At 34.7% G+C, this 21,622-nt stretch carries 19 protein-coding genes and 2 pseudogenes; 13 read left to right on the forward strand and 8 right to left on the reverse strand.

Annotated elements, in window-relative coordinates; translation table 11 throughout:
• Window positions 1-71 precede the first annotated feature (71 nt).
• From L950_RS04555 to L950_RS31920, 5 genes are all read right to left on the reverse strand, one after another.
• Window positions 72-572, reverse strand: a complete 501-nt coding sequence (locus L950_RS04555; protein ID WP_021190425.1) for a hypothetical protein — start codon at window positions 570-572, stop codon at window positions 72-74.
• A complete protein-coding gene (locus tag L950_RS04560) occupies window positions 569-925 on the reverse strand; it encodes a Na+/H+ antiporter subunit C (RefSeq protein ID WP_021190426.1) in 357 nt (118 codons plus the stop codon). The genes L950_RS04555 and L950_RS04560 overlap by 4 nt, the downstream gene beginning before the upstream one ends.
• A 7-nt stretch (window positions 926-932) precedes the next feature.
• Window positions 933-1,346: a Na+/H+ antiporter subunit B gene (locus L950_RS04565; protein WP_021190427.1), complete on the reverse strand. Its 414-nt coding sequence runs from the start codon at window positions 1,344-1,346 to the stop codon at window positions 933-935.
• Window position 1,347: 1 nt separating this feature from the next.
• Window positions 1,348-2,268 (reverse strand): hydrogen gas-evolving membrane-bound hydrogenase subunit E, encoded by a 921-nt coding sequence (mbhE, locus tag L950_RS31915; protein ID WP_231576859.1) that lies wholly within the window; start codon window positions 2,266-2,268, stop codon window positions 1,348-1,350.
• Window positions 2,269-2,332: 64 nt separating this feature from the next.
• Entirely contained in the window at window positions 2,333-3,655 is a 1,323-nt protein-coding gene (locus tag L950_RS31920; protein WP_231576860.1) for a proton-conducting transporter membrane subunit, read from the reverse strand.
• A 211-nt stretch (window positions 3,656-3,866) separates the two neighbouring features.
• On the opposite strand from L950_RS31920, the gene L950_RS04575 reads away from it, so the two are divergent.
• From L950_RS04575 to L950_RS04620, 12 genes are all read left to right on the forward strand, one after another.
• Window positions 3,867-4,403: an RNA polymerase sigma factor gene (locus L950_RS04575; protein WP_021190428.1), complete on the forward strand. Its 537-nt coding sequence runs from the start codon at window positions 3,867-3,869 to the stop codon at window positions 4,401-4,403.
• A 240-nt stretch (window positions 4,404-4,643) separates the two neighbouring features.
• A complete protein-coding gene (locus L950_RS04580; protein ID WP_021190429.1) occupies window positions 4,644-5,804 on the forward strand; it encodes a FecR family protein in 1,161 nt (386 codons plus the stop codon).
• Window positions 5,805-5,931: 127 nt separating this feature from the next.
• Window positions 5,932-6,189, forward strand: coding sequence for a hypothetical protein (locus L950_RS04585; protein ID WP_031288534.1), 258 nt, complete (start codon window positions 5,932-5,934; stop codon window positions 6,187-6,189).
• Window positions 6,186-6,380 (forward strand): STN domain-containing protein, encoded by a 195-nt coding sequence (locus L950_RS37070; RefSeq protein ID WP_410528092.1) that lies wholly within the window; start codon window positions 6,186-6,188, stop codon window positions 6,378-6,380. The genes L950_RS04585 and L950_RS37070 overlap by 4 nt, the downstream gene beginning before the upstream one ends.
• Window positions 6,329-9,634 carry a SusC/RagA family TonB-linked outer membrane protein gene (locus L950_RS04590; RefSeq protein ID WP_021190431.1) on the forward strand — a complete coding sequence of 1,102 codons (3,306 nt, stop codon included), beginning with the start codon at window positions 6,329-6,331 and terminating at the stop codon, window positions 9,632-9,634. Before L950_RS37070 ends, L950_RS04590 begins: the two co-directional genes overlap by 52 nt.
• Window positions 9,635-9,645: 11 nt before the next feature.
• Window positions 9,646-10,038 (forward strand): hypothetical protein, encoded by a 393-nt coding sequence (locus tag L950_RS28420; RefSeq protein ID WP_156169523.1) that lies wholly within the window; start codon window positions 9,646-9,648, stop codon window positions 10,036-10,038.
• The gene (locus L950_RS04595; RefSeq protein ID WP_052764305.1) at window positions 10,014-11,117 is read left to right on the forward strand and encodes a RagB/SusD family nutrient uptake outer membrane protein; all 1,104 of its coding nucleotides are present in this window, start codon (window positions 10,014-10,016) and stop codon (window positions 11,115-11,117) included. The genes L950_RS28420 and L950_RS04595 overlap by 25 nt, the downstream gene beginning before the upstream one ends.
• A 3-nt stretch (window positions 11,118-11,120) precedes the next feature.
• Window positions 11,121-11,432: a putative zinc-binding metallopeptidase gene (locus L950_RS04600; protein ID WP_021190432.1), complete on the forward strand. Its 312-nt coding sequence runs from the start codon at window positions 11,121-11,123 to the stop codon at window positions 11,430-11,432.
• Window positions 11,377-12,489 carry a substrate import-associated zinc metallohydrolase lipoprotein gene (locus L950_RS04605; protein WP_021190433.1) on the forward strand — a complete coding sequence of 371 codons (1,113 nt, stop codon included), beginning with the start codon at window positions 11,377-11,379 and terminating at the stop codon, window positions 12,487-12,489. Before L950_RS04600 ends, L950_RS04605 begins: the two co-directional genes overlap by 56 nt.
• Before the next feature lie 23 nt (window positions 12,490-12,512).
• Window positions 12,513-13,820, forward strand: coding sequence for a DUF4302 domain-containing protein (locus L950_RS04610; RefSeq protein WP_021190434.1), 1,308 nt, complete (start codon window positions 12,513-12,515; stop codon window positions 13,818-13,820).
• Between the two features lie 359 nt (window positions 13,821-14,179).
• Complete coding sequence (locus tag L950_RS04615) at window positions 14,180-14,878, forward strand: hypothetical protein (RefSeq protein ID WP_156169524.1); 699 nt, start codon at window positions 14,180-14,182, stop codon at window positions 14,876-14,878.
• Between the two features lie 155 nt (window positions 14,879-15,033).
• Complete coding sequence (locus L950_RS04620) at window positions 15,034-15,438, forward strand: helix-turn-helix domain-containing protein (RefSeq protein WP_197086244.1); 405 nt, start codon at window positions 15,034-15,036, stop codon at window positions 15,436-15,438.
• Between the two features lie 1,005 nt (window positions 15,439-16,443).
• Here the strand turns inward: L950_RS04620 and acs are convergent.
• Window positions 16,444-18,359 (reverse strand): annotated as a pseudogene (gene acs / locus L950_RS04630) (acetate--CoA ligase).
• 179 nt (window positions 18,360-18,538) lie between these two features.
• Between acs and L950_RS04635 the strand changes: the two are divergent.
• A complete protein-coding gene (locus L950_RS04635) occupies window positions 18,539-19,405 on the forward strand; it encodes a hypothetical protein (RefSeq protein WP_021190439.1) in 867 nt (288 codons plus the stop codon).
• Window positions 19,406-19,421: 16 nt separating this feature from the next.
• Here L950_RS04635 and L950_RS04640 read toward each other — a convergent pair.
• Both L950_RS04640 and L950_RS04645 read right to left on the reverse strand, forming a co-directional pair.
• A pseudogene (locus L950_RS04640) lies at window positions 19,422-20,353 on the reverse strand (NAD(P)-dependent oxidoreductase).
• Between the two features lie 96 nt (window positions 20,354-20,449).
• Entirely contained in the window at window positions 20,450-21,595 is a 1,146-nt protein-coding gene (locus L950_RS04645) for an FAD-dependent monooxygenase (protein ID WP_021190440.1), read from the reverse strand.
• Window positions 21,596-21,622: the final 27 nt, after the last annotated feature.

A 21,622-nucleotide genomic window follows, 5' to 3' on the forward strand; every position in this document is an offset into this window, starting at 1 on the left:
CAATATTTAAAGACCCCGATATACCATAAAGAATACCGATTCCAGTTAAGAAGAAGTAGAAGCGAGTATATTCATCGCCATATCACTTTACAGCGCCCGTCTAATTGTGCTTTCCGACCTCCCAGGGTCATTAATACAAAGGATGAAATAATAATAACTTCAAAAAACACGTAAAGATTGAAAATATCTCCGGTTAAAAATGCACCATTTAATCCCATCACTAAAAAGTGGAAGATAGGGAAGTAACCGTAGAGTATACGTTGCCGGCCGATACCTGTTGCAGAGAAAATAGATACTGCTAAAGTCGCTATCGCTGTGAGCAGAACTAAGGTGGAGCTTAGTAAATCTGCTACAAATACAATTCCGAAAGGAGCCTCCCAATTGGCCGCATGCATAATGAGTATGTCTCCATTAAATACTTTAGCAAATAATTTGATGGCAAAAATTAAACTTATGAAACTGCCGCCAATGCTGAGGATACGTTGTGGACCTGTTTTTCTCCAAAAACCTAACTGTATGATTGCAGTAAATAAATGTACAAGTACTGTTGCTATAATTTGATTATCAATCATATATCTTCGTCTTCGGGTGTGTTTAAGTTGTCTAGATCGTCCGTGTTAATTAGTGCATAAACACGTTTTAATAGTACAATAGCAAAGGAAGTTAAGCCGAAGCTAATGACAATTGCGGTTAAAATTAATGCTTGAGGTATTGGATCTGCATATATATCTTGAAAGACTTTCAATCCATCTCTAATGATCGGCGGTTTTCCTTTGGTGATATTACCCAAGAGAAATATCAAAATATTGGTGCCGTTTCCAAGTAGCATAATTCCTAGAAGTAGTTTAACCATACTTCTTCTTAAAATAAGATATATGCCTGTCGCATATAATACGCCTATGAGTAAAATAAGTAGTATTTCCATTGCAATGTTAATCTGAACTGAGTGAAATGGTGAATAAAATGGTTAAAACAACTCCGATGACCACGAGGTAAATACCAAGATCGAAGAGTAGTGCTGTACCAATCATACCAATAACTGGGATCGGATGTTCCAGCCATAATCCAGTCATTACAGGCAGTCCGAAAAGTGCTGGCATAAACATACTGAATGCAGATATTCCTAATCCGATAGGAAGTAAGGATAGGGGTTTATAACGCAATATCTTCATTGTTTCTTCAGTACCATGAGCGAAACTGTGTAAGACAAAAGCAATGGATGCAACCAAACCTCCGACAAAACCACCGCCTGGGTAGTAATGTCCTCTTAATAATAGAAAAAAGGAAAATAAAAGAAGTATAGGCAACAAATATTTTGAAGCTGTTTGTAAAATAGTACTTTTCATATTATTCTTTCTCCGATGATTTTAAACGTAATTTTAATAAGCTGTACACACCTAATGCAGCGATCGATAATACAACAACTTCAAACATGGTATCAAACCCCCTGAAGTCAACAAGCAGTACATTTACGACATTTCTACCTTTCGCTAATAGATATGCATTTTTACCATAGAAGTCACTTATCGCAATATTCGTAGGAACATGTAGTACGCGAATGGCCACCAAAGCTAAGATTATCCCAAATATGATGGCAACCACCGCATCCCTTATCAGTACTCTTTTATTGGCAAGATTTAGAAATGGAGGTAATTTAAAGAGAACAAGAACAAATAGAACTACTGTTAGCGTGTCTATTGTAAATTGTGTCATAGCCAAATCCGGAGCACTGTAGAATACGAAAAGTAAACAGATACCGTATCCAATGACACTAGTTGAAACTACAGCGGTTAGCCTTGAAGAAGTGCTCAAGGTGAGAGCGACAGCTCCAAATACGATCAGAATAGTAACCACTTCGTATACGCTTACTGCTGATAGTAGTTCCCAGTTGATATGTAGTGGGCCACCAAGGTAAAGTTGATAAGCTAAAAGAACCTCTGCAAATATGATGATCTTCAATAGGTAAGAGCGAAGATATCCGTTATGGAAATAATGCGAATAACTTGTCGAGAAATTGTAAATGGTCCGATAACATTTTTGAAAAATGGTAATCGGCGCTATGAAATTTAATTGTTCAATCCATTTTAATTTATGTTCATTTGGCTTATTGATAAAATAGATAACTGTGCCCAGTACTATAGTTATGGCACTTAATAGCAAAATAGTATTAAATCCATGCCATATTTTAAGTTGAAAATCACTTTTAACGGACATAATACTATTTACGGTGGGTTGTGCGATCAGATCGCCAATAAAGTTGGGAAACAACCAAAAACGACTCCTAAGAGTGCAAGTATAAACGGAGGTATCCAAAGCGATTTTGCAGGAAGTTTTATTTTCTCAAATTTTCAGGAAGTTTCCCAAAAAATGGTTTGATACCAGCCATGAAACCCGCAGATACCAATAAAATATTTGTTATTACTGCTGCAACAGTCAGGTAAATAGCTAAATGTTTTTCACTATGTAATGTCGCTTCATATATTAAATCTTTTCCAATAAATCCAAATGTTAAAGGTACTCCGGCACTGGATATAGCGGCTAAAAAACCAGCAATTGCAACAGGTAATAAAACCTTTCTCAATCCTTGCAGTACAGATAGGTCCCGAGTGTGGGTGGCGTGATCAATAATACCTGTAATTAAAAATAATGTTGCTTTATATAGTGCATGCACAACAATAAAAACAGAGGCAGCGATGATGGCATCTTGGGTGCCAAGACCTAACAAAAAAACTAAAATACCTAATGCCGATATGGTTGAATAAGCGAGTACGCCCTTCATATCAGTTCTAAAAAGAGAATGAAAAGCTCCATATAGCATTGTGATTCCACCAATAATCATGAGGCTATACGTCCACGCTGTATTATTGCCTAAAATGGGATAAAAACGTGCAAGTAGGTAGATACCAGCTTTTACCATAGTTGCTGAGTGCAGGTAAGCAGATACTGGGGTAGGCGCTTTCATAGCACCAGGTAACCAAAAATGAAATGGAAATTGTGCAGATTTGGTCATAGCACCTAAGATGATAAGACCTAATATATAAGGAAATAGCTGATGTTCCTGAATTAGTTGAGCCTTACTTACGAGCTCGGAGATGGAATAGGTATTGGCAATATTACCGATTAGAACAAGACCTGCCAATAAAAAGAAGCCTCCTAGTCCAGTTACGCTTAATGCTGTCAGGGCACTTTTTCTAGATTCTATTTTTTCATTATTAAAACCAATCAAGAAAAACGAGCTGATGCTGGTCAGTTCCCAGAAGGTAAATAATAGAAAAATATTGTCAGACAGTACAAGGCCGAGCATAGCTGACATGAACATAAATAAGTATCCGAAAAAACGATCGATATATGGATCATCTTTTAAATATGATTTAGCATAAAAAAATATACAGGTTCCGATTCCTGTTATTAATAAAGAAAAAAGGAGTGATAATCCATCTAGTCTAAAATCAAAATTTATACCTAGTGAGGGTATCCAGTCAATATGCTGTACATATGATCTATCCCAATTTATTAATGGTAGATATTGGAGATAATAAAGAAATAAAAGTAGCGGTATGAATGCGAGAATAATTCCCCATTTAGTTTTTACGAATTTGCCAAATGGAACAATAAGGCTCGATGTTATTAGTCCTATTAGAACGGTAAATAGCATTTAGTCTTTGTTTTTAATATTTGTGAAAGGCTACAATATAAGAAAAATTGACGGTTATTTCTGAATTGGAGGTGTAATTTTATGAGAAATTAATTTCGAATGACTATAGTATTTAACAAAATTTAACATTAACTTCGTTTTGAACTAACATGCTAAACCGTTTAAAAACTACCTAATTAATAATTTGTACTTGACCAAATTTATGTTTTAAATGAACAGTAACGTCCATAAACAATTATTTGAAGAACATTATAGAAGCCTATGTCATTTTGCATGGAAGCTATGTGGGGACGCTACAGAAGCTGAAGATCTGGCACAGGATGCATTCATTTCTTATTATAACCATGAAGATCATATTTCTACACATCAGGGTGCTATAAAGAATTACCTTTATACTTCTGTGAGGTATGCATTTTTAAATAGCAAGCGGAAAGAAAGGGTTGTTGAGAAGTATTGGTTAAATTCTCCATTTAATGAGTGCAGCAACGATTCTTTAGAATTAGATATTATTCATTCGGAAGTTATCGCAGAGGTTCATAAAATTATGCAAAGCATGCCTGAAGGCTGTCGTATCGTATTTAAAATGGGATACTTTGAAGGATTAAGTAATCAGGATATCTCTAAAGAGCTAAATATTAGTGTTAATACTGTGAAAACTCAAAAGCAACGTGGGTTAAAAACAATTATGAAGAAAATGAATCCTGAATTGTTGCCCCTAGCGTTGATTTTCTATAACATGTTTCGATAGATGCTTCCCGCATTCTATATAGATCAAACTCAAATTGATTTTTCTCTTACCAGTATTTTATTAGTCAAAAGCAGGTTATTTTTTTAGGTTCATATCTTTTATGAATCACTGTTATATATTTATGTTAATGGTGTTATATAATCTCTATAAGCCTGTTTCACTTTATTCTTTCAAGAAATTTACTTTTTTTAAAAATTGTTGTCACCCATTCGGGCGAGCAAAGTTTCTTTATTATATATTATGAAGAGTAAACCTTTTATTATTGCTGAAATCATCAAAAAATCTTTAGTCGGGGAACTGTCTATTGAAGAAAAAACTGTGCTTGAAAATTGGATAAATTTAACGGATGAAAACAAAAAATTGTACGCTAATTTTAAGCAATCCCATAAAGTTGAAGAAGATTTAAAGTTTTTAAGATCAATTGATGTTGAGCAAGCTTGGAATAATTTAGAAAAAAAGCAAAATAGCACGCAAAAAGTTGAAAATAATTTTAATCTTAAAATTTGGATTCCACTTATTGCCTCATGTTTAGTCTTGTGTTTCCTCTTTTTATATCAAAATAAATCACCTAAGAATTCAAAGATAATTGCCATCCAATCTACCAAACATAAAAATGATATAAAGCCAGCTTCAAATGATGCCTTGTTAATATTGGATAATGGTGAAACTTTTGATCTCAGTAATCGTAATAACGGGCAAATAGCCAATAACATTAAGCTTAGCAATGATCAGCTGGAGTATGTAAAAGGTCATTATGGAGGTGCAGAACTCAGGTATAACACTTTAGTTGTTCCGAAAGGCGGTTATTATAAGCTCGAACTATCAGATGGTACTAAGGTCTGGATTAATGCGATGTCCAGATTGAAGTTCCCTGAGTCTTTTGGATCAGGAGAGCGTAAGGTACAATTGGATGGCGAAGCTTATTTTGAAGTATCTAAAGATGTTGATCGTCCTTTTATAGTCCAAGCGAATGGTACTGACGTTAAAGTTTTAGGTACACATTTTAATGTTGACGCTTATAGTAAAAAAGTAAGAACAACTTTGGAAGAAGGAAAAGTTGAAGTGTCCAATGCTGATCTTGCTATCATATTACAGCCAGGAGAGTTTGCAGAATCTGTTGATGGAAGACTCAATAAAGGTTATGCAGATTTGGCAAAGGACCTGGCATGGCATAATAATGAATTTTATTTTAATAAAGATAATGTTCAATCCATTGTCGATCAGTTATCTAATTGGTATGATGTAGAAGCTAAATTTGACCAAGGGGTCAATAGAAATAAAGCAATCACCGGATCAGTTGATCGCAATGTTCCACTTTCGCAGGTATTAGAGATGTTAGAATATGTAAGTGATTTGCGGTTTAAGATAGATGGAGATCAATTAATTATTAAAAATAAATAACACGATATGGAGAATAAATACTAAACCTAATTATTAAACAAAAATACAGAGATGTTGCAGCATCCCTGTATCTATTCTTAATTAAGAAGCTAACCGAAAAATTAACTCATTAACCAAATGTAAATGTATGAATAACTTACCATTTGGCAAAAAACGACCTTGGGATTCTCAAGACTCGTTATTTTGCAAACCTTTACGTATTATGAAAATTAGTACCTTTTTAATGTTTGCTTTCGTTACTGGTGTCCAGGCTGAAGGGATTGCGCAAAGGTCAACCTTAAACTCAAAAATGTTAGGGTCGAAGATGCGTTATCAGCTATTGGCAAACAGACAAAGCATCGTTTCCTTTACAGTGACGATGTCACTAGAGGTGCGAAGAGAATAAGTCTAAATTTAAAAGACGCAAGTCTTGAAGATGCACTTGAAGAAGTTTTAAGTGATAATAACTATACCTATAAAGTCATTGCCAATACGATTACTATCAATAATATTGAAAAAGTAGTAATAAAACCTCAGAGGTTGTATTGCAAAATACCGTTAGTGGAACAGTCAAAGATAAGGAAGGGCGACCTTTGACAGGAGCGAGTATAACTGTTAAAGGAACAAGCGTTTCAACACAAACAGATAATAGTGGTAATTTTAAAATAAATGCTCCTGCCAATGCTACCTTAATTATTCGATATGTAGGTTTTACTCAAATTGAAACGGCTATTAATGAAAGAAATGTTATTTCAATAACATTGAATCGTACAGAACAACAATTGGACATTGTTAATGTAGTAGCAACAGGTTATCAAAATTTGGATCGCAAGCTGTTTACAGGGGCATCATCAAAAATTGATGCTAAAGAGGCAGAGCGCGCAGGAGTGCCAGATATATCGAGAATGTTAGAAGGACAGGTTGCTGGTGTTTCAGTACAAAATGTATCCGGAACATTTGGGGCTGCACCTAAGATTCGTGTCCGTGGAGCAACTTCTCTTACGGGAGATAATAAACCCCTTTGGGTTATTGATGGTGTTATCTTGGACGAAGCTGTTAATATTTCGAATGAAGCACTTTCAACAGGTGATGCCAACACATTATTAGGATCTTCCGTAGCCGGTTTAAATCCAGATGATATTGAATCTATTACAGTTTTAAAAGATGCTGCCGCTACAGCAATGTATGGTGCAGCAGCGATGAATGGAGTTGTAGTAGTAAATACAAAGAGAGGGCGCAATACAGACGGTGCAGTTAATTTTAATTATTCAGGTAATTTTACAACTTACATTAAACCTAATTATAATCAATTTGATATCATGAATTCTGCAGAGCAGATGCAATTGATTATTGATATGGAGAATAAAGGGTATCTGAATCATTCACAAGTTTCAAGAGCCCCTACAGGAGGAGTATTTAATAAAATGTATAATTTAATGTATGATTATGATCCGAAAACGGATTCATATGCGTTACGTAATGACGCCCCTTCCCGCTATGAGTTTTTGCAACGTTACGCTAATACAAATACGGACTGGTTTGATGAGCTGTTTAAAAGTAATATAGCACATGACCATTCTTTGAGTATGAGTTCAGGTACAAGTAAAGCACAAACCTATGCTTCTACTAGTTTTATGAATGATCCAGGTTACACGCTTGGTAATCAAGCGAGACGTTTTACTGCTAATATTCGAAATAATTATAAAATCAGTGATAAACTAAGTACAGAGTTTATCTTTCAGGGAAATATTAGAGATCAACGGGCTCCAGGTACGCTGAACCGTAACTCTGATGCCGTGTATGGAAGCTATTCGCGTGATTTTGATATCAATCCATATTCTTATTCCTTAAATACCAGTCGGATAATTACGGCTTTTGATGAAAATGGTGATCGTGAGTTTTTTACTCGGGATTATGCACCGTTCAATATTCTAAATGAGTTAGATAATAACTATATCAAACTCAAATTAATGGATATCAAAGTTCAGGCGGGGATTACCTACAAAATTTTACCTTCCTTAACTTATTCTGCAAACGGTATGTATCGTTATTACAATTCGGAAAGGCAGCATATGATTACAGAGAATGCTAATTTATCAAAAGCATATCGGGCGAACCAAGATCAAACTGTAAACAGTGGAAATAGGTTTTTATATGCAGATCCTGATTTTCCAAATACAGATAAATATGTTATCCTTCCAAATGGTGGATTTTTCAATTTGGCAAATAATAATATGATCAGTTATTATATGCGCCATAATTTGGAATATAATCAAACCTGGAATGACCATTCTTTAAATCTATTTGGTACATACGAACTTCAGTTTGGAGATAAGCAAAGTCATGATTTTAACGGGCCAGGTATAGAATATGGTAATGGTAATTTGGTATTACCTAGTTCTCGCTATTATAAAAAATTGATAGAATCAGGCGATAAACCGTTCGCGATGAATTATACTTATGATCGTAAGATTGCTTATGCTATTCGAGGTGCATACAACTATATGAATAAGTATTCATTTAACTTTACCACACGTTATGATGGATCCAATAAAATGGGACGGACAAATGTGGCAAGGTGGTTACCTACTTGGAATCTGTCTGGAGCTTGGGATATTGATCAAGAAAACTTCTTTAATAAGGACAATGGTATTCTTTCTGGTGCGCGATTACGTGGAACCTATGGCTTAGTTGCTAACATGGGGAATGCATCCAATTCTTCAGCAGTATTCTATAATGCTACTACGTATAGACCTTTTGAGGGAGAAAAAGAAGGAAAAATCAGCCTCGATGATTTAGAAAATTCAGAATTGACATGGGAAAAGATGTACGAATTGAATATTGGTACGGATTTATCATTTTTGAACAATCGAATTGATCTAAATTTTGATTACTATAAGCGTAATATCTTTGATCTAATTGGCCCAATACGCACATCGGGTATCGGAGGGAAATTTGAGAAATTAGCCAATTATGCCGATATGAAAAGCCAAGGTATAGATATTCAATTAGGCGGTTATCCTTTCAAAAATCCAGAAGGTTTCACTTGGCGGACACAATTTACCTTAGGTTTTAATAAAACTGAAATTACAAAACTTGATGTAACACGTAATATCTGGAATCTTGTTTCTGCTGAAGGTGGCGCTATGCTTGGACGACCTCATCGCGGATTATACTCAATAGATTTTGATAAATTGGCAACAAATGGAGGATATCCCACTTATATTGGAACGGATGGAACTCCTGGTGAGACTTACTTTTGGTTGCAGGATAATGAAACAAATTTCTTAAAATATGAAGGTCCAGTTGATCCAACCGTTGCTGGAGGATATTATAACCGTCTAGAATATAAAAATTTCAATTTGTCGTTTTTGTTAAAATTTGCATTTGGAAGTAAAGTACGTTTGCAGCCAACATATTCAGCAACTTATTTGGATATGTATAATGTATCAAGAGATTTAGTTAACCGCTTTATTTTTAAAGGTGATGAGTTCCTAACAGTCATCCCTTCTACATTAGATGGATTAACTTCCGAATTTGATATTAAGAATTCCAATGGCGATCGTAACGCATCAAATTATACTTATAACGCTTACAACTATTCTAGCGAACGTGTAGCTAAGGGTGATTATATTCGTTTATCACAGATTTCCGTAGGTTATAATGTTCCAAAAGAATTAGTTTCTAAGATTAAATTTAGAACCGCTCAGTTCAATTTGGTTGGTAATAACCTTTGGTTGCTGCATTCGGACAAAAAGTTAAACGGTGTCGACCCTGAGTTTTATAGCAATGGAGGCGTAGCTCTTCCAGTTCCGAAACAAGTGACATTATCTGTAAAATTAGGATTCTAAAAGACTAAACTATGAAACTTTCAAATTTTAAATATTTAATAATCTCATCGACATTGTTATTAGGCAGTTGTAGTAAATATCTGGATCAACAACCGGATATGCGTGCAGAAATTAATACAGTCGATAAAGTTAAGAGACTCATTACTTCTGCCTATCCTTTTAATAATTATCTTGCTATGGCTGAGACTTATTCAGACAATGTGGAAGACAAAGGTGTAGGAGATTTATATCAACCGGTTCCAGCATTGTACCGTTGGCAAGATGTTAAAGATAGCGGTTCTGATACACCTACTGGTTATTGGAATAAATGTTATGAAGCTATTGCTGCAGCAATCATGCTTTGGATGCAATTGAATCAAATAACTTTGGAGACGAGGTTTTGGCATATAAAGGAGAAGCATTAGTAGCACGTGCATATGCACATTTTATGCTTGTCAACTTTTTTGCAAAAGTATATGATCATAAAAAACCAGAAAGTAATACGTCTCCAGGAATCCCTTATGTAACAAAACCAGAAACAAAAGTTATAGAAAAGTATGATCGTGGGACAGTTCAGTCTGTTTATGAAAATATCCGGAAGGATTTAGAAGAAGGACTAGCCCTTTTAGATGCTAACCCTGCTGAGTGGACAGTACCTAAATACCATTTCACGCCCGCTGCGGCCCATGCTTTCGCTACGAGATTTTATTTGTTTACTGGCGAATGGCAGAAAGTCATTGACAATGCAAATAAGATTTTTGCAGGTGGCAATTTTGCGGGCAAGCTGATCCCTTATAATTCAACATTTAAAAAAATGACATTTGAAGAGGTGCACACGGTTTTCGCAAAAGCCGAGCAGCCCTATAATTTATTAATAAATGAAACCTATAGTGGCTATCAGAGGTGGTGGAATAATCGTTATGCTATGGGTATAAACGTATTTCAAGACATATATAATGGCAATACAGCAGCCGGTGGTAAATTTTATAATTTTGGAGTTTCTTATGGTGCCCCTCATTATACTACGTATATATGGAAAGAATATTGGTATGTCACCAATACAACTGCCAATACGGGTTTCCCCATGTTAATGGTTCCAGTTTTAATTACGGATGAAGCTTTGATGAATAGAGCAGAAGCATATTTAGAGCTCGGAAATACTGGAGCTGGTATAGCCGATATGAATTTAATGGCAAGCAACCGAATTGAGAATTACAATCCGGCAAACCATGCCGTAACTACAGAAAAATCCAAATTGTTTTTTGGTGTACAGGATGATAAGGAAGCCCTTATTCAAACGGTGTTACAATTTAAACAAGTCGGTTTTATGTCTATGGGATTAAGGTGGTTGGATATTATTCGTAAGGGAATTACGGTAAAGCACCTTGTCATAGCAAATGATGAAAGTGAGTCTTATATAGAATTGAAACCAGAGGATCCAAGACGCGTTTTCCAAATTCCGGAAGAAGCGAAACTGTCCGGTGTTGAACAAAATCCAAGGTAAATTATGAAAACGACAGTAAAAATATTTATACTAGTTAGTTTAATAACTGGCTTATACTCTTGTACAAAGGAGGAAAAACTCAATGTGAAAATTGAAAATTACGATACATTCGTACCCGGGGAAATTGATAAATGGATTACAACTAATTTAACAGATCCCTATAATATTGAGGTGGTTTACCGGTATCAGCGTAATATGCATGATATCAATAAAAATATAGCTCCAGCAGATGAAGCTAAAGTGATTCCACAAATGGACGTTGTTATTAAGGGGTTTTGGATCTTTACAAAAGATCGGGGGTATTCCTTTTATTAAAACTTATACACCCAAACAATTTGCCTTATTTGGATCAGGTGATTATGATGTAGATGGTTCTGTAAAAGGTGGTACCGCAGATGGAGGAAGAAGGATTACATTGTATGGCATAAATAACTTTAGTACTGAGAACGCCAATTCTGTTCTTGGGAATTTACAGGTAATCCATCATGAGTTTACCCATATCCTGAATCAAAATAGATTTATTCCTGGCGAATATGGAAGGGTAAGTGTGGGAGATTATTATTCGAATTGGACTGCACAAGAGAATACTACAGCATTGGCACGTTCTCTTGGCTTCATTACTCCCTATGCCCGTAAGTCCATAGGTGAAGATTTTGCGGAAGTGTTATCTCACTTGATAGTAGCTGGGCAATTGTATTATGATGATTTTGCGTACAATAGTGGAAAAGATGCCTATCCTAAATTTAAACAGAAGGAGTCAATTGTTCGGGACTATATGATGCAAAACTTTAATATTGATGTTACGCAATTGCAAATTGAATTTCAGCGTATAATGAGCGAAACGTATAACTCGACAAGATATTCTGCTGCAACGGCACTTAATAGTAATTATCTAGGTTCATTGGATTGGGATATCAGGAGTACTTGGGGTTTAGAAAATGCAATTTCTAATAAACAACGAGATCTTTTTATGAATATTCTTGACGGATTAGAAGGGTATAGAACTAAAACAATGATGTTTCAATTCGTTTCTGAAACAAAAGCAACACTAAATATTGGATACGGAGATGATAATAGTACTTATAATGCCGCTTATGATTTTGATATTGTTAAGAATGATGATAATACGTTTAAGATCTCTAAATCAGCAGTACAAGGAACGGGCGCAATTTATAATAACGGTAATAGAAGTTTGATTCTGCAAGATGTACAACCCTTGATAGATTATCTGGGTAGTACCAGCTTTTCTGCCGAATGGAAGAGCGTCGATTTGACCGTTAATCCAACTGATTATTTGCAATATTTTGTATTGAAAAATACTGAGGATCCGAGCGTAACATTTATGGGGAAAGTTAATTTGAGAAAGTATTAAGTTATGAAAATATATTTTATTTAATGTTTTTGGTTTTATTAACTATTAGCTGTAGTAAACCAAAAGAAGTCGATCCCATTTTTGGGGATCCCACGCAACGCATTGCGGATACATTAGCTTATGTGAAAAATACTTTGGTAGCTGCAGCGAATGGATGGAAAGCCTACACAACTACCTCTATTAGCAATGGAGGATATGGATTTTATATGAAATTTGGTGAAAATGACAGGCTGAAAATGGTTGCTGATTTGGACGAAACGAGTGCTTCTGAAATAAAAGAGTCTACCTATCGTATACGCCAAATCATGTATGCAACTTTGTCTTTCGATACATATAATTATATAACCAAGCTACAAGATCCTAATCCTGACGTGTACGGAGGTGCACCAGGTAAGGGGTTGGGTAGCGATAATGAGTATGATTATGTTAAGACTCATGGAGATACACTATTTTTTCAGGGGCGTAAATTTGTTCAGCCTCTTATATTGGTTAAAGCTACGGCTGCTGAGGAAAATGCTTTTTTAACTAAAAAGTTATTGACTAGTATTGAAGATGTAAATACTTATTTTGAAGAAGGAATTAATGTAGTTTCTTTAAATAAGGCAAATTGTGAATTTACTTTAAATATTGCTGCCAAGCAGATAAATCTTATGGCAATGATTGATGGTAAGGTAGAAAGTGTTCAAATTCCATATTTTTACAGCCTTAATAAAAACCTGATTTTACTAGGTGATGTCTCTTTTGATGGTGAAAAATTTACTAATGTTACTGAGGAAAATGGTGTTTATAAATTACATTCTGTATCTGGCAAGTCATTCACTATTAATAAGTCCGAAGAATATTTGCTACCTCCTCAATATAAACTAGGAACTGCAATTACAGATATGTACCAACCAGGTGTCTATAATTATAGTTCTTATCTTCCGCTAAAAACATGGTCTACCAGTTATTCTGTTGATTGGAATGAATATGTACGGCTTTCAAAAACAGGAGGGTATAACTTAACCGTTGGTGAATCTTTTTATAACTTCAATGATGCTAAAAAATTGATTACAATGGATGGGTATATTTATCAAGATAATACAAGGTTTATAGGTGGATATGTAATGAATTATTCAATCGACCTTGAGAATGGTACAATACGTTTCCTTTCTGTCAAAAATACTACAAATAATGGAGGAATAATGGTGCCATACATGAACCAAACATTCTTCAAAAAGATGATAAATCACGATTTTAAATTGTCATTTATAAAAGATGAAAATTTTGGTCCGGGTATTCAATTTACTAGTGTAGAAGATCCTAATTATTATTTTTCTTTTGTTTATTAATTGAAGGGTGAATTTTATAAATACGTCCACAATATAATTAATGATTGATTTTGTGGACGTATTTACATAGCAATACCATACTTAATTTAATATGTTATAGGAATTTGTTGGGTAGATTTGAAATTATAAAAAAAGTTACTGCTTTGGCTTGCTATAACTTTTTTCAATTCTCAATCCAATGTTTCTTAAATTATTACAGTGCAATAATGTTTAAAGATATCATTTGGTGTTTTAAAAGGACTATTTTTAAGAGATATTCTTTTATTTATTTTGGAATTTTTTATTTAGTCAGTTGTAACGTCTCAAATAGTAATTATTTTTCAGGCAATCTCAATGTTAGTCCACCATTTTATATCGATTTGTATCACTTAAATAGTGGAGGAAAGGTATTTTCGGATAGTCTCAATAGTAATGATTTTAACATATCTATAAAGAATCTTCCAAAAGGGATTTATCAAGCGGTGTTTTCATGGAAAAGGGACTTACTTAGACCTCAAGATATTGAACGATTTTCACGACAGCCTGAGTTAGGAGTCCCAAAATATTTTTTATCAACGACTTTTTGGTTAGACAATGAAGAGGCCAATGAATACAACTTATCGTTCGATAAAGTTTATAATCAGGACGAGTTGGAAGAGATATTATTTAATCAAGTGGCGGACGAACCTACTCACATGTGGGTAAAATCTAATGGATTAAATAATAAGCTGTATTGTCAATACCTTGATTTATTAGATGGATTTAAGCATAAAAACCGACATCAGAAAGATAGCTTGCAACAGGTAGAGAATTATTATATTGAGCATAAAATGTACGATGAAGCCAAGATAGTTAGCGCAACGTTACATGAACCTTGGCTAGATCTTGTGAAAAATGAATTGATTACTCAAGAAATTCTATTTATGAAGAAACACATATCTAGCGATGTTATTATTCAGATATATAATTTTCAAGTAAATAGTAAGCAGGATTTTGAAAGGTATATCAAAGTCTATAATTCCTTTCCATCTAACATAAAACAAGTTTTGGATAGACGATTACGACATTTTATGGAATAGAAAAGTTGAATATCAATAATTATCAAATGTTAAAATATTTATCTCCAAAGGTATTCTAATACAATAATGCCCTTTAAATGCATTTGCATGTTTTTGACATATTTTTGGCACATGTTATAATTCATTATATAAATAACATTTTACACTTTCGTCTTATGGAAAGACAAAATATTCAAGAACAGATAAAATTCATGCGAAAGCAGAGGGGACTGACACAACAGGATCTGGCAGAGGTGGCTGGTATCTCCTTAAGGACGATACAACGAGTTGAAAAGGGAACAGAAGAAATTAGTGGATTTAGTTTAAAACAAATTAGTCAGGTATTAGAAATACCTTTAGAGCAATTAATCATGCCAAATGTAAACCAAATAAGTATAGACAAGGATCAAACGGGAAGTATTAAAGGACTTTACTTATCATCATTGCTATTATTTGTGAATCCACTCTTAGGACTTTTAGTGCCAGCAATAATTGGTTCGACTAAACAAAACAAAAGCGACTTTTATAAAAAGGAATTAAGAAAAATGATAACAGCACACGCGTTGGCTTTATTTTTTTAAGTATTTCTATTTCATATCTTTTCCTGACAGGTCTTTTAAATATTACTATGCCCGCATTTCTGGATAAGATATTGAATGCATATGTTCTTTTTACAATCCCACTCATCTATTATGTGTTTATTATTTTGTTTACAGCAATTAATTACCTTAATATCGATAAAAAATTAAAAAATCAAGATTTGACAGTGATATAATGACCAATTAGTTTTTGGAATAATAAAGCTATAAATTGGTTGTAACAAATCTGCAGAAGTAAATTGACGCTTTGTTTATCTCAAACAGAATAGAAAGGCATGATATTTTTCCATACACTTTGTTTTTTGGTATTTTTATTATGATCATTTTTGAGGAAAAACATAGACTTCCTAAGTTTATTCTGATTATATATATTATTCAATATGTGGTATTAACAATATATTATTTAAAAATGGATGTGATGTCGTTGTACTACCACATTCCAGCTATAATTATAGGTATTTTGTTGTTTATTTGCAGATCTAAGTTAATTTTGAACGATGATGTTATTCTAACAAATTCATTTTTTTATTTTTTTAATAGAAAGTATGATTTAAAAAAATTGACAGTTGCAAATTTGATAGCATATCTGCTTTAGGATATTTTGGTGGCTGGGGAATAAGATATAGCAAGAAGTACGGTTGGTCTTACATTTTTAGTTCAAATTATATTGTTACTTTCTGTTTTGAGAATAAGAAGAAAGTCACTTTTTCAATACAGAATATAGCTAAACTAAAAACAGCGTTAACTAATTTGGATATTTATTTTGAATAGTTCTCACTTTTGTATGCGCAGATATCTTTTATGATCAAGGTGAGGATTTCGATTCGAAGGTCTATTATAATTGATTTTTTCAAGCTCTCATTTCTATATTATTTTTCTTTGGAGCGCTTTATTTTTTTCTTGAGAGAATATAGGTGAAAAGATCTAACTAAAGAAGCCTGCGCGCCTGCGCATGCGCAGGCTTCTTCAGTTAGAAATATAATATAATTACTTATTCATCTTTTCTGCACCTTCAATGATCGCTTCAACGACAGCTGGATCTTGAAGGGTGGAAGTGTCTCCCAAATTGGATCTTTCACCCTCTGCAATTTTTCTAAGAATGCGACGCATGATTTTTCCAGAACGTGTCTTAGGAAGATCAGATACAAATTGGATGATATCTGGTTTAGCGATAGCACCAATTAATCTTGTAATCGTCTGCATGATATCTTTACGTGTACTTTCTTCATCAATATGATGATTGGCAATAACGTAAGCATAGATACCTTGTCCTTTTACGGGGTGCGGGTAACCAACAATAGCTGATTCTACAACATCAGAGTGCATATTGATTGCATTTTCTACCTCTGCAGTCCCGATGCGGTGTCCAGATACGTTTAATACATCATCCACACGACCTGTGATTTTGTAATAACCCTCAGGGTTTCTATAACAGCCATCACCTGTGAAATACATATTTTCATAAGTTGCAAAATAGGTCTGACGGCAACGCTCATGATCTCCCCAAGTGGTGCGTAACATACCTGGCCATGGGAATTTGATACATAAATTTCCGGAAACATCATTTCCTTCAATTTCTTTTCCATTCTCGTCCATAAGCGCAGGTTGAACACCTGGTAATGGTAACATCGCATATCCTGGTATAGTTGGTGAAATACCAGCCATAGGAGCGATTAAGATACCCCCATTTTCAGTTTGCCACCAGGTATCAACAATTGGAGCTTTTCCTTTACCGACTTTGTTGTTATACCAGTGCCATGCTTCCTCATTGATAGGCTCACCAACTGATCCCAGTTTACGGATACTGCTCAAATCCTTTCCATCAATAAATGAGTCTCCAAAAGCCATCAGTGAACGGATAGCTGTTGGTGCTGTATATAAAATATTGACTTTATATTTATCAACGATATCCCATAAACGGCCAGCGTCAGGATAGGTTGGTGTACCTTCAAACATTAATGAAGTAGCTCCCTGTGAAAGAGGTCCGTAAACAATGTAGGAGTGACCTGTAATCCAGCCAATATCTGCAGTACAGAAGTATACTTCACCTTGCTGATATTGAAATACGTTTGCAAAAGTATAACCAGTATAAACCATATAGCCACCAGTGGTATGGACAACACCCTTTGGTTTGCCTGTAGAGCCAGAAGTATACAAGATAAATAATGTGTCTTCTGAATCCATTTCTTCTGCGGGACAAGCTGGATTTCCTTGTGTTTCTACTTTCTTAATTTCATCTTCCCACCATACATCACGACCTTTAATCATGGAGACTGGTGTACGTGTTCTTGTTAATACAATGACTTTTTCAACAGAGTCACATTGCATTAATGCATCATCAACAATGCTCTTTAGTTCTAATACTTTTGGACCACGGTAGCTACCATCAGAAGTTACAACTACTTTACAGGCCGCATCATTGATACGGTCAGCGATAGATTGTGCGGAAAAACCTCCGAAGACTACGTTGTGAATAGCACCGATACGTGCACAGGCTAAAGTCGCAATAACCAATTCGGGAACCATTGGTAAATAAATACATACACGGTCTCCTTTGCGGATATTGTTATTTTTTAGAACGTTGGCAAATTGCTCAACTTTCTGTAAAGTTGTTTGTAAGATAAAATGCGATGCGATTCATTTGGATCATTTGGCTCCCAAATAATCGCAGGTTTATCCCCTAAATTATAGATATGGCGGTCAAGGCAATTTTCTGTAATATTTAATTTTCCACCTTCGAACCATTTTACATTAGGCTCTGTAAAATTCCAATTCAGAACATTTGTCCATTTTCTTTTCCAAAAAAAGTTTTCCGCTATCTCTCCCCAGAAAGTTTCCGGACTTTCTACACTTTTTTTATAAACGTCTTGATATTCTTCAAATGATTTGATTTGTAGACTCATATTTTGGTTTTATTAAATTCAATCCCTTAAAACTTATTTGGTTGATTAAACAAGTTCATTTGGAATCAGCTAATTTAGTTTTTTTGAGACAATTGCCAATTTATAAAATTTATAATTTGAAATTTAACTTTTTTATAACACTATTGTTATATTGCTCATGATATAATAGATTGATCTATATGGATGTATTAAAAAATGTACTATTTTTAATTTTTAGCAATATATTAATTGCATTGGCGGCAGCTTCGCAGTGTGTATTGACGTACATTATACTTGATCAGGAGATTAATGGTTATATCGCATTAATTGAGGGAGCGGCTACACTTGCGCTTTACAATTTTAGCTTGATTTTATCTAAACCACAACATCCGGAGAAATCAATTTATGCCCGTACAAGGTGGGTTTTTAAATATGAACGTATTTTATGGATCAACACATTTATAGCAACAGGTATTTGCCTATGGTGTCTTTTTCATATCCACGTTTACTCTATCTTTTTCTTAGGTGTTATTGGATTGGTCAGCGTATTGTATAGTCTTCCTATTATTCCTTTAAAAGATCGATGGGGGGGATTAAGACAGATTCCGGCAATGAAAATTTTTCATATTGCATTGGTATGGGTATTAAGCAGTGTTTTTCTTCCCTATATAGAGCTTTACAGTAATGCTATGTCAGTAAACCTGCATTTATTGTATTACCTCGCTTGTTTAAAGTTCGTTTTCTTGATTATCTGTACGTTGCCATTTGACATTCGTGATATCAAGCAGGATTCTTATTATCATCTCCGAACATTGCCCAATATGCTCGGAGAGGGGAGAGCAAAGAGCCTATGTTACATCTTACTGTGCATACATAGTCTCTTGATTTTATGTGCTCCTTATTTATTGATTATAAAAGTTGGTCTTCTTGTTACGAACACAATTATTTACCTCATTTTGAGATTTCTTGTTTTCAGAACAAATGAACACTATCATTATGCTTACTTACTAGATGTAAGTCTCGTGCTCCAATTTTTAATCATTGTGTTTATTAAAAATTTTGCTTGATTTTATCTTAAAACGATTACTTGTTCAAAAAAGAGATAATCTTATCCGCAACTACATCAAATAATTTATAGTAACTTTCAAATGTCCATCCTGCAACATGAGGACTTAAAATTACATTGTCTCTACTTGTTAGATCTGAAAACCAAGATTGCTCTTTAAGACCAGGAAAATTCTCTACGGGAAGGACATCAAAAGCAGCTCCTATGATTTTTCCTTCATCCATTGCCTTTAATACAGCAGGAATTTGAACAATACCACCACGAGCTCCTAAAAGGAAAAATATGGGTTTGCGAAAATGATATAAATATTCTTCGTTGATCAATCCTTTTGTCTCTTTGGTTAGTGGAATGTGAAAACTAAGTACATCTGCATGTTTGACAACTTCTTCCATGGAGACTTCCTTTGCGAATTGATCTGAAAAGCCAGTTTTGTACTTGTCATATGCAATAACTTTACACCAAAGCCGGAGAGTTTCTTTGCCATAGCCTGGCCATTGTGACCATAACCAATAATGGCAACAGTTCGACCTTGTAATTCATAGCCACGGTTGGCCTCACGACGCCATAAACCGGTCTTAATTTCCTGATTGGTTCTGTTAAGATGATTCATAAGAGAAAGCAACATACCGATCATATGTTCACCAACGGCATCACAGTTTCCTTCATTTGCACTTATGAGTTCAATTCCTTTTGATTGTGCATAAGCCTCATCAATATTATCCATACCAGCTCCGCAACGTGCTATAAATTGGAGATTATTTGCTAAATCTATAAAGTGCTGATCGACTTGAAATTTAGATCTTATGATTAATCCCGTATAATCAGAAATGTATTTTTCAGCATCTGCGCGATCGAACTCAGGTTTGTAATCGTAGGCAATTCCAGCTTGATCCAATTTTTGAGTAAGCACTGCATGTGCGTCATCAACGATTAATACTTTTGTTTTCATAATGATTATTTATTTACATTAAAATAAATTATAGTTTAGTGGCAATGAAGTGATCATAAACCGAAGACACATACTGGTTTATGCGATTCAATATAATTACAATTTCATAAAATCAACACTTAGCAGTTTTTTAAGCTTATACTGCTTAACTTCTTCAGGTAGTATACGCATCAATGTATCTCGGATGATAATACTTATCGGATTCTCCCATTGTGCGACCTTTCCGATAGACCATGATGTTTCGGTAATATAACGTGTTCTTTTTAACCTTCTTTCAAATATTTGAAAAGCAAGAGCAACATCTGTCGTTTTCTTTAATTCGTCTATCAATACGGATACATCTTCAATTGCCTGACACGCACCCTGACCCATATTGGGGGTTGTTGCATGTCCTGCATCGCCAATAAATAAGATATTACCGAAAGCTAGATTTTTTAGAGGTTTAATATCAATGATATCATTCCAGATCAATTGCTGGTCATTTGTTTCAGCAAGGACGCTTGTAATCGGATCATGATAAGACGCAAAGTTTTGTTGCAGATCCTTGATTGTGTAACGACTGAATACTTTGTTATGAGCGGGAGAATTTATACAAGCATACCAATAAATCTTGTTTCCAACAAGAGGAGTCATGCCAAAGCGTCCTTTGTTCCCCCATGTTTCTGAACCAGTGCTGAGGTTTATATTAGCATTATCAATGGTTGCACGCCAACAGGTATAACCTGCATAGCGTGGTGCTGAACCAGGAATCAATTGTTGTCTTAATCGAGAATTAACACCGTCAGCAATAATCAGATAGTCCGTTTGATGTATGGTCCCATCTTCAAAAAAGATGTCAATTTCTCCTTCTCGGTATTCTATTTTAAGAGCTCTTTTTCCAAGATGTAAGTTTTCATATTCAATTTGTGCGAGTAGAAACTGATGTAAATCTGCACGGTGTATAGCAAAATTATCCTGTTCATACTTGTCACTAATGGTTTTGGTTTCGGGAGCTGCAAGAATCCTTCCCTGCTTATCCAGAATATTATAGTTTTCTAAATAATGTCCTAGGGGGATGACACCTGCTTTAAGTTCCAAGTATTCTAATGCCTGAATGGCATTGGCCGCTAAACCAAAACCAGCTCCAATACCTTTTAATGCCTTAGCACTTTCATAGATAGTGGCTTGTATACCAATTTTGTTAAGGCCAATGGCTGCAGTCAAACCAGCAACACCACCTCCGATAATGGTAAAGCGTTTCATGGAGCTAGATCTTAGGCATTCGCAATT

This window comes from Sphingobacterium sp. IITKGP-BTPF85 (assembly GCF_001006065.1).
Taxonomy (GTDB): Bacteria; Bacteroidota; Bacteroidia; order Sphingobacteriales; family Sphingobacteriaceae; genus Sphingobacterium; species Sphingobacterium anhuiense.